General features: G+C 44.3%; 6 protein-coding genes. 3 read left to right on the forward strand and 3 right to left on the reverse strand.

The genetic code is table 11. The annotated features are described in order from the left end of the window. Nucleotides 1–625 precede the first annotated feature (625 nt). Nucleotides 626–1,075, reverse strand: a complete 450-nt coding sequence (locus QUB12_RS23940; RefSeq protein ID WP_333144107.1) for an iron chelate uptake ABC transporter family permease subunit — start codon at nt 1,073–1,075, stop codon at nt 626–628. Nucleotides 1,076–1,271: 196 nt separating this feature from the next. On the opposite strand from QUB12_RS23940, the gene QUB12_RS23945 reads away from it, so the two are divergent. From QUB12_RS23945 to QUB12_RS23955, 3 genes are read left to right on the forward strand one after another with little or no spacing between them, the layout of a single operon-like run. Continuing rightward, on the forward strand, nt 1,272–1,718 hold the full coding sequence (locus QUB12_RS23945; RefSeq protein ID WP_333144106.1) for a SufE family protein: 447 nt from the start codon (nt 1,272–1,274) through the stop codon (nt 1,716–1,718). A 14-nt stretch (nt 1,719–1,732) separates the two neighbouring features. Continuing rightward, entirely contained in the window at nt 1,733–2,647 is a 915-nt protein-coding gene (locus tag QUB12_RS23950; protein ID WP_333144105.1) for an alpha/beta hydrolase, read from the forward strand. 59 nt (nt 2,648–2,706) lie between these two features. Continuing rightward, entirely contained in the window at nt 2,707–3,672 is a 966-nt protein-coding gene (locus QUB12_RS23955; RefSeq protein WP_333144104.1) for a DUF6282 family protein, read from the forward strand. Here QUB12_RS23955 and QUB12_RS23960 read toward each other — a convergent pair. Then, complete coding sequence (locus tag QUB12_RS23960) at nt 3,652–3,891, reverse strand: hypothetical protein (protein WP_333144103.1); 240 nt, start codon at nt 3,889–3,891, stop codon at nt 3,652–3,654. The two genes, QUB12_RS23955 and QUB12_RS23960, sit on opposite strands and share 21 nt — an antisense overlap. Continuing rightward, nucleotides 3,848–6,979 (reverse strand): right-handed parallel beta-helix repeat-containing protein, encoded by a 3,132-nt coding sequence (locus QUB12_RS23965; RefSeq protein WP_333308644.1) that lies wholly within the window; start codon nt 6,977–6,979, stop codon nt 3,848–3,850. Before QUB12_RS23965 ends, QUB12_RS23960 begins: the two co-directional genes overlap by 44 nt. Nucleotides 6,980–7,320: the final 341 nt, after the last annotated feature.

A 7,320-nucleotide genomic window follows, 5' to 3' on the forward strand; every position in this document is an offset into this window, starting at 1 on the left:
TGCATCATTCTCAATTAACCTTTTATGAACAGGCTTTTCGGCCTGTTCCACAAGAAAATTTATCTTTTGTGGAACAGGCCGAAAAGCCTGTTACTGACAAGGGTGCGCGCTTTTGAGTGCCTTTAGCTTTCTCACTTTTAGAGAAATTATAGTCAATTTGTTCTGTTCCATCATTTATAGAGATTTTTTATCTCTCAAAATCGGATCTCTACTTTTTAGCTAAAACTTGTTTAAGTTGAGCAGTTGCTTGCTCAATTTTTTCGATACTGCCGGGGTTGACCAATCCGTAGTAGTCAAAAACGTAAACTCGATTATTTTTGGTGGCTGTTAGTTGATTCCAAAATGAATCCGATTTAAATTGGTCTAAAATTCCTTCTCCCCGATCGACTATAGCAATCCTAAATCATTCTCATAATTATTGTAGGGGCAATCCCCCCGTGGTTGCCCGATAGATAGGGGGTAGGCACGGGGGCACTACCCCTACAAATTTATCGGAATCATTTAGGATTGCTATATAATGATTACTTCGGGATTAGCCTCTAAAACCTTTTCCGCTGAAAGCGTTACGTAGCCTCGCACGGGGCTATCTCCTTGCAATTGGGCTGCGACATTTTTCACGTTAAACTTATCCAGCAAATCTCCAGCCCAACTGCTTTGATTGGGTGATAAAATCGATCGAAGTTAAAATAGCACCTATCCAAGCCGCCAAAGGCACCCAAGTTTGAAATATTCCCAAAGTCAGCATGGTAATCGCAACCAACCCTGCACCAGCCGAAATTCCTAATACAAAAGGATCGGCTAAACCGTTGCGGAGCAAACCTTGCAGCAAAGCCCCCGACATTCCTAAAGCCGCACCAACCGTCAGCGCCGCCGCAACTCTGGGCAAACGCAATTCCCACAAAATAGTTTGATTGACAGCATCACCTCGGTGCAGAAATGCTTGCCACAATTGATCTGAACTCATCGGCACCGCACCAAAAGAAAGCGAAAGGGCGATGGTTAATAGCAAACCCAATCCTAAAAAGACAACTGCCGGAAAAATGCGATGTTGTAGCCAGAGTTTTTGCAGAGTCACTACATTACACCACAATCTTGATTAACAGCACTAAATACCATATTTCCTCTGTTTTGAATGCTCGAACTCGTTAACTACAATAACAATAACCCATTCACCTGAAGACGGCTTCAGTGGGAGGAGATGAGCAGGCGATCGCACCCGCCGGCAAAATTAAATGTATAATATTAACGAAGTAAACCGCGACGAGTGAATCATGTCCGCAAACACCGCGCTACCCGCAGCCCTAGCTAAAATCGTTCAGCGCTTTCAGCGACATTCCGATCCCAAACAGCGCTACGAACAACTGCTGTGGTATGCCAAGAGACTCCCAGCATTTCCCGAAAGCGACAAACTGCCGGAAAACAAGGTTTCTGGCTGCGCGTCGCAAGTTTATGTTACTGCAAATTTGGCAGAAGGAAAAGTATTGTTTCAAGGCGATTCAGACGCTCAGTTAGTCAAAGGATTAGTTGGCTTGCTGGTGGAAGGTTTGAGCGGCTTAACGCCTGCTGAAATTGTCACCATTACCCCAGATTTTATTCAAGACACGGGATTGAATGTGAGTCTGACACCCTCCCGCGCTAACGGATTTTACAACATCTTTCAAATGATGAGAAACAAAGCCCTTGCTTGCGAAGTGAGCAAGCAAGCCGAAGCAAATTAAAAGAATAAACAGCCATGACTCAAACTACAAATTTAACAAAATCAGGTTCTGGCAACTATCCCGCCGCAGTTCAACAATATCTCTGGAATTGGCAAGAAACGCAAATCAAAGTTATTTACGAAACCAGAGGACAGGGAAATCCTGTATTGCTGCTGCCGGCTTTCAGTACGGTTTCGACGCGAGAAGAAATGCGTCCTTTAGCAGAATTGTTAGCTCCTAAATTTCAAGTTGTGAGCTTAGATTGGCCGGGTTTTGGCGAATCTGATCGGCCGCGAACCGACTATCAACCGCAATTATACCATCAATTTCTCAAGGATTTTGTTGAGTCAATTTTTAAGAGTCCTGTGGCTGTAGTTGCAGCCGGTCACGCGGCGGGTTATGTGATGCAATTAGCCCAATCACAGCCCAATGTTTGGTCAAAGATTGTCTTAGCTGCGCCGACTTGGCGCGGGCCTTTGCCGACGATGAGCAAACAGCAAAGCGGGTGGCACGGAATGGTGAGAGAATTAGTACGATCGCCCTTACTGGGACAATTCCTATACAAACTCAACACTGCGCCGTCATTCCTCAGTTTGATGTACCGCCGCCACGTCTATGTTGATGCAGCTAAAGTCACGCCGGATTTCATCCAAAGCAAATGGCAAGTGACGCAAAAACCCGGTGCTCGATACGGTTCCGCGGCCTTTGTGACTGGTGGTTTAGATACGGCAAAAGTGCGATCGGAATTTACAGATAAATTTCAACAGTTAGCAGTGCCGATGATGGTTGTAATTGCTGAGAATGCGCCGCCAAAATCAAAGGCTGAAATGGCAGCATTAACGGAATTACCGGGTGTTGAATCGCGAGTTATTCCTGGTTCTTTGGGTATGCACGAAGAGAATGCAGAAGCTTTGGCAAATGCGATTCAATCTTTTATTGGAGAGGATTAAGAGGGGATGAACCGCAGAGGGCGCAGAGAACGCAGAGGGGAGAAGGGAAGAGGGGAGGAATGCAAGCTGTTTTTTTTACGTTAGTTTGGATGGTTTGCTATTGGTTTTGTCTGCCAGTTTATGCTGTCGGAGATTCGCCGATAATCAATTTGCCACAGAGTACGATTGAAGGTGCGATCGACTTTCACATTCATTCTTCTCCTGATGTGATTCCCCGCAGGTTGGATGATTTTGAGGTAGCGAAATTAGCTGCTAGGGCGAAGATGAAAGCTGTTGTATTGAAAAATCATTATGCCAGCACAGCAGCGCGGGCAGTTTTGGTTAATAAAATAGTACCAGAAATCCAAGTTTTCGGAGGAGTTGTTCTTAATCATTCGGTAGGCGGCATTAATCCCGACGCTGTTAACGCAATGCACCGCATAGGTGGCAAATACGGTAAAGTAGTGTGGCTACCAACGGTTGATGCTGAGCATCACTTGCAGGTTTTTCACAAGTCGGGAAGGGGGATTAAAGTTGCGGAAAATGGCAAGGTTTTACCGGAAACAGCAGCGGTGTTGAAGATTGTGGCAAAAGAGAATTTGGTATTGGAAACCGGTCATATTTCCTCAGAAGAAGTGATGGCGGTTGTCGGTGAAGCCAACCTGCTCAAGATTAAGAACATCCTGATTACCCACGCAATGGCGGATGTACCCGGTTTATCCCTAGAAAATATGCAAACAGTCGCCGCAGCCGGAGCTTTTCTAGAACTAGCATTTGTGAACGATTTGATGGGAGAAAATGCCGCTGATGACGGACACAAAAACTGGCATCAAGTTCCTATTAGTAAAATGGCAGCAGCGATTAAACTAATAGGAGCAGAGCATTTTGTGATGAGCACGGATTTAGGAAGGAAACCCGATCCTTTACCTGCAGAAGGCTACAAATTATTTGTGAAAAAATTGATAGGTGAAGGCATTTCTCCGCAGGAAATTGATTTAATGATGAAACACAATCCAGCTCGATTGTTAGGCATTGAGAATTGGTAATTGGTAATTGGGTATTGGCAATCGGGGATTGGGAATCGCTAATTGGGAATTCTCTTTCCTCTTCCTTCTTCCTCCTTCCCTCTTCCTTCTGCCTTCTGCCTTCTGCCTTCTGCCTTCTTCCTCCTTCCCTCTTCCCTCTGCCTTCTGCCTTCTGCCTTCTGCCTTCTTCCTTCTTCTATTCTTGATTGCCTTTGTCGCGCAGGTATCCGTTATCTGCAATGCGCCAAGCACCCCCAGCATTGCCCGTTAAATCGCAATCTTCCACGGTAGCAATGCCATCTGTGTAAACGGCGATCGCCTCACCTTCATTACCATTAATCCGACACCGGCGCACGATCAATTTTCCTCCCAATCCGACACCTATTCCCAAACTGCCGTTGTCAAAAATACTGCAATCTTCCACCGTTGCTTTCCCATTATCGGATATAAAAATTCCGTTCCATACCCCATCATGAATTTGACTGCGGCGGAGGATAGAATTTGCATCAGGGCCGCAAATTCCCACCACAGAATAGTCCGCAGAAGTGATATCGCTGTCTTCTATGATTAACTCGCCTTTACGAATATCTACAGTGTAATATTTCCCAGTTGCGCTCAGCGTTAAACCGCGCACTAAAGCACTGTCAGTTGCCATTTTAATGCAGTTTGAGTTGATACTTTCAACCACAATGCGATCGACCTCTCCGCTGCCGATAATTTCTACCGATTTGTCGATAATTAGACTTTCACGGTAAACGCCTGGATGCACGTCAATGCGCGTGCCCGGTGCTGCATTTTTCAGCGCTTCGCTAATAGTAGTATAATCGCCTTGACCCTGCTGAGAAACAACAAATCCTTGACTCTTCCCAACTTTGGTATCTGAAGTAGATGCTTTAATTTTCCCTGACTTCGACTCAAAATGCTCAGATTGTCGATCGCCCGCTTCGGAAAGTTGCGATGTTAGCTGTAAGCGTTCTTGATAAACTGTCTCTAGCTGATGTTCTAACTCGCATACTTGAGATAGAAGTTGAGCTTGATTCTGGTTTGCTGTCTCGATTTGACTTTGAGTTTCCGAGAGTTGAGAATAAAGGTGCGATCGTTCTCTGTTAGCAGTTTCTAGCCCAGATGCCAATTCAGAGCGACTTTGACGCACACTTTCTAACTGATTTTCTAACTCAAAGATTTGAGATTGAAGTTGATCTTGATTCTGATTTGCTGTCTCGATTTGACTTTGCAATTGGGAAATTTGAGAAGTTAGCTGAGATTCCAATTCAGTGCGACTTTGACGCACACTTTCTAACTGGTGTTCTAACTCCGAGATTTGAGATTGAAGTTGAGTTTGATTCTGATTGGCTGTCTCGATTTGACTTTGGAATTCCGATATTTGAGAAGTTAGCTGAGATTCCAATTCAGAGCGACTTTGACGCACACTCTCTAACTCATGTTCTAACTCGGAGATGTGAGATTGAAGTTGATTTTGATTCTGATTGGCTGTCTCGATTTGACTTTGGAATTCCGATATTTGAGAAGTTAGCTGAGATTCCAATTCAGAGCGAGTTTGATGCACACTTTCTAACTGGTGTTCTAACTCCGAGATTTGAGATTGAAGTTGATTTTGATTCTGATTGGCTGTCTCGGCTTGACTTTGAATTTCCGAGAGTTGAGAAGAAAGTTGCGATCGTTCGGTGTTAGCAGTTTCTAGCTGAACTTCTAATTCAGAGCGAGTTTGACGCAGGCTATTTAGCTGATTTTCTAAGTCCGATACTTGAGATTGAAGTTGAGTTTGATTCTGATTAACCGTCTCGATTTGACTTTGGGATTCCGAGAGTTGAGAAGTGAGTTGAGATTCCAATTCAGAGCGACTTTGACGCACACTTTCTAACTGGTGTTCTAACTCGGAGATTTGAGATTGAAGTTGAGTTTGATTCTGGTGGGCTGTCTCGGTTTGACTTTGGGATTCCGAGATTTGAGAAGTGAGTTGAGATTCCAATTCAGAGCGATTTTGACGCACAGTTTCTAACTGGTGTTCTAACTCGGAGATTTGAGATTGAAGTTGAGTTTGATTCTGGTTGGCTGTCTCGGTTTGACTTTGCAATTGGGAGAGTTGAGAATAAAGTTGCGAGCGTTCTGTGTTAGCAGTTTCTAGCTGAACTTCTAATTCAGAGCGAGTTTGACGCACAGTTTCTAACTGGTGTTCTAACTCCGAGATTTGAGATTGAAGTTGAGTTGGGATCTGGTTGGCTCTCTCGATTTGACTTTGCAATTGGGACAGTTGAGAATAAAGGTGCGATCGTTCTGTGTTAGCAGTTTCTAATTCAGCTTGCAGTTCTGATAACTGAGACTGGAGTTGCGAGCTATCTCCCTCCTTGCGCTGTATCTGAGACTCCAATTCTGACAACTCAGACAGCAGTCTCTCTCGCTCTACAACAACCATTTCGGATTGAAGTTGTACTTCATGAAGTTGAGAGTTTAACTGCATCTTCTCCAGATTAGCTGCTTCTAACTGTCTTTGCAGTTCTAATAATTCCAATGGAGGTTGCTTTGCTTGTTGGCGAGCGGTTTGCAATTGAGAGTTGAGTCTTTTGCGTTCTTGCTCTGCACTCTCCAATTGAGCTTGTATATCTGACAATTCCGAAGTAAATTGCGATCGCTCTGCTTCGACTAATTGCAGTTGAGCTTGCAAACCCGACAGTTGAGACTGAAGTTGCTGCCGCTCTTCAATGGAGCGATCGAACTTAATTTGAATTTCCGACAACTGGTACTGTACCTGCAATCTGCTTTGAGTAGCCGTTTCCAACTGACTCTCAAATTCCGACAGCAGAGCGTGAAATTGAGAACGTTCTGCATCAACCGCCTCTAACTCTGCTTGCATTTCCAGCAATTGAGCGTTAAGTTGCGATCGCTCCTGATCCGCAACTTCTAACTGATCTTTAAGTTCGGCCACTTCTCCTAACTGCGACTCAGCTTGTTGAGCATTTTCTAGCTGAAACTGCAAATCAGCAATCAGAGAATCAATCTGCGATCGATCCTGGGCAATTCCTGTCAAAAATTCTTCCATTTCCGACACTTGATTTTTTAACAATTCTTGCTCGCCCGTCACAGTTTCCAACCGACTTTGCAACTGAGACACTTCAGAATTTAGCTGATTTTCATTCTGCACCTTTTGTCGCAATTCCGAAGTTCTGGCATCCAACTGAGCAGCCAAATTCGATATAGCCTCCTGCGAACCCTGCATCCGCACCAAATTGCGTGAATTTCGCTTATTCAAAATTAGCCAGCAGACTAATGCCCCGCCTCCAAATCCTATGAATAAAAGTAATGCTTGCATTTGTTTTATCTAATTAATATCAATTGAGTTATTTTGAGACCGACCCAAAAATGGACATCTACCAATCGCTATCTTATATCGTTTCCGGTTGCATCGGAATAATAAAATCGAGTCAACAGTTAACACTCAAGCATTCAGTTTTACGACTGCGAGTCAACTGTCAACTGTCAACTGTCAACTGTCAACTGTCAACAATCATGAGGAGTGCCACCGGAATTGATATTACTCAAAACTATCACAACTTGCCAGCCTGTGTTCACTTGGATCCCACATTCCGCACCCCCAACTGGCACATACACGGAGTGAGGGGGTAAAAGTGAATCATCCGAGACAATAGTGAG

Source organism: Microcoleus sp. B7-D4 (assembly GCF_036705125.1).
Lineage (GTDB): Bacteria > Cyanobacteriota > Cyanobacteriia > Cyanobacteriales > Microcoleaceae > Microcoleus.